Annotated in this window: 3 protein-coding genes and 1 pseudogene; all 4 read left to right on the forward strand. The window is 62.7% G+C overall.

Annotated features, from left to right (window positions below; translation table 11 throughout):
* Positions 1 to 331, forward strand: a pseudogene (locus EN939_RS28790) (mechanosensitive ion channel family protein); the annotation flags it as partial.
* 156 nt (positions 332 to 487) lie between these two features.
* A complete protein-coding gene (locus EN939_RS28795; protein WP_164748978.1) occupies positions 488 to 751 on the forward strand; it encodes a hypothetical protein in 264 nt (87 codons plus the stop codon).
* Positions 752 to 958: 207 nt separating this feature from the next.
* Positions 959 to 2,392, forward strand: coding sequence for a UbiA family prenyltransferase (locus EN939_RS28800; RefSeq protein WP_127271096.1), 1,434 nt, complete (start codon positions 959 to 961; stop codon positions 2,390 to 2,392).
* A gap of 2 nt (positions 2,393 to 2,394) precedes the next feature.
* Positions 2,395 to 2,692: FAD-binding protein (locus EN939_RS28805; protein ID WP_127271098.1), on the forward strand; the 298-nt coding region annotated here is incomplete at its 3' end.

Consider the following 2,692-nt stretch of genomic DNA (forward strand, 5'->3'; position numbering starts at 1 on the left):
GAAGAACCCCGAACCCTTCGTGCTGCTTTCCAATTTCGGCCCTGCCGCCCTGGAATTCGAGATCCGCGTGTTCCTGGCCGATGTGATGAATGGCAACATCGCGCAGAACGACATCCGTTTTGCCGTCCTCGAAAAATTCAGCAGCGAACACATCGAGATGCCCTCGACGCCGCGCGCCGTGGTCGAGGCCCATAAGCCCAAGGCGTGGCCGACAGACGACGACAAGATCGAGGCCGACTTCGCCGAACAGGAGCAGATAAAGGCCGAAGCCGAGGCGGAGAAGAAGCGGCTGGTCAAGTCCCGCAAAACCAAGAAGCCAGATCCGGACTAAGCTGGGACTCCGTCGACCTTGATCCTGCCGGAACCGATTGCGGCATGAATGCGGCATTCAGTTGCGGTTCAGCTTCCATCTCCTATAAGCTCCCATGCAAAGGCGAAATTGCCTTGCGAAATGCAACAGAGGCGGTGGGAACACCGATATTGCACCATGTGGAAGTCTCTCGTCGCTGCCGTCGCCCTGGTCGCCGCCATCGGCTCGGTCCATGCCGCAAGCGCGGTCAACAAGGACGCCGAGACCCGCACGCTGGTCGTGACCGAGGGCGGCAGCAAGACCGACCTCGCGCTGGCTGGTGGCGAAACGGTTGAGTTCTGCCCGAATGGCTGTTTCGTCACCTTGCCGAACGGCGACCTCGAAGCTCTGACCGGTTCGGAAACCATCGAAATCTCGGGCGGCGTCGCCCGAATCAAGTAATTCCGGTTGGCATATCTTGAGAGGCCGGGCGTTTGCTCGGCCTTTTATCGTTTCCGGTAGCAGTCGCTTAACAATGACGCCGGAAATACCGTCACGGCAGCCGTCTGCAACCGGGCGTTTTAACGTTCGCTACGCCATCGCCCGCTATACCAGCCTCAAGACGCCGGAAAGCGGCGCGCAACTCTACGCGGGCAGGGCAGGACGGACATGGATGCGCGGTCGGACAGGAACGCAATACCGCTTGCGGTCGATCTCGACGGCACGCTGATCGCGACCGACCTGTTGTGGGAAGGGCTGTTCATCCTTCTCAAGATGAACCCGCTCTATATCTTCCTGGTACCGTTCTGGATCGCCGGCGGGCCGGCGCGGCTGAAGCAGGCAATCGCGCAGCGCATCGACATCGATCCGGCATCGCTGCCCTATCGCGAGGTGCTGCTTTGCCGCCTCCGGACCGAACACGCCGAGGGCCGCAAGATCGTGCTGGCGACCGGTACGCCGCGCAAGTTCGCCGACGCCATCGCGGCCCATCTCGGCATTTTCGACCAGGTGCTGGCCACCGATGGTCTCGCCAATCTCACCTCGGGCAGGAAGCGCGCTTCGCTGATCGCAGCCTATGGCGATGGCGGTTTCGACTATGCCGGCAACAGCCGTCACGATCTCCAGGTCTTCGATGCAGCGCGCAACGCGATCGTCGTCGCGCCCGACCGCCATGCCGCGCGCTGGCAGGCAGCGCATGGCGCCGAGACGATGCCGGCGCCGAAGCCGACTTTGCGGACCATCGTCAAGATGCTGCGTGTCCATCAGTGGCTGAAGAATTCGCTGATCGCAGTGCCGATGGTGCTCTCGCATGAATATTTCAACACCGACATGATCTGGCAATGCCTGCTGGCATTCGTCTCGTTCAGTTCGGTGGCATCGGCCATCTATATCCTCAACGATTTCTTCGACCTCGCGCTCGATCGCAAACACCTCACCAAGCGCAACAGGCCGTTCGCCAGCGGTGCGCTGTCGATCCCGTTCGGACTTGGCGCAATCGCGGTGCTTCTGGCGATCGGCATCGGCACCGGGCTGTTCCTGTCGCCCGAATTCATGGCTGTGCTCGGCGGCTATATGGTCGTCACGACGGCCTATTCGCTGTCGTTCAAGCGCATGCTGCTGGTCGATGTGCTGACACTCGCCGGCCTCTACACGATCCGCGTCCTGGCCGGTGCGGCGGCGACCGGCGTCGACGTCTCGTTCTGGCTGCTGGCCTTCTCTATCTTCTTCTTCCTGTCGCTGGCGCTGGTGAAGCGCTTCGTCGAACTGCGCACCACCGCCATTCCGCCTGGCGAGCGCATTGCCGGCCGCGGCTATCGCACCGAAGACCAGGAGATCGTCGCCCAGGCCGGCATGGCCTCGGCCTTCTCCTCGGCGCTGGTGCTGGCGCTCTACATGGACAGTGTCGCGGTGCGCGAGCTTTATCCGCATCCGTGGCTGATCTGGCCGCTGGCACCGATCGTGCTTTATCTCACCATGCGCGTCTGGATCCTGGCGCGCCGCAACGAGATGCATGACGATCCGGTCGTCTTCATCATCCGCGACTGGCGCAGCCAGATCGTTGTGCTGATCGGTGCAGTGATGCTGGTCATCGGGGGCTGGTAGGCATGGCCACTGAGCGGTTCCCGAGCTTTGGCCTTGCTACGCCGCCGGCGCCGCGCGCCATCGGTGCCGACGAGGCTATCTCGCTGCTGAAGGGCGGTCAGGCCAAGCCAGCGTCACTGCTTGCCTATGGCAATGGCCGCTCCTACGGCGATTCCTGCCAGAACGCGGCCGGCGCGGTCGTCGACATGCGCTCGCTGAACCGGATTCGTGCCTTCAACGCCGAAACCGGTGTTCTCGAGGCGGATGCCGGCGTGCTGTTGTCCGACATCATCGCCCACGCTGCCCCACACGGCTTCTTCC

Source organism: Mesorhizobium sp. M7A.F.Ca.CA.002.05.1.1 (genome assembly GCF_003998335.1).
GTDB lineage: Bacteria > Pseudomonadota > Alphaproteobacteria > Rhizobiales > Rhizobiaceae > Mesorhizobium.

Excerpts from the sequence above, each read along its gene's own strand:
- EN939_RS28795 (WP_164748978.1), top strand. The coding sequence starts at position 488 with ATGTGGAAGTCTCTCGTCGCTGCCGTCGCCCTGGTCGCCGCCATCGGC.
- EN939_RS28800 (WP_127271096.1), top strand. The coding sequence starts at position 959 with ATGGATGCGCGGTCGGACAGGAACGCAATACCGCTTGCGGTCGATCTC.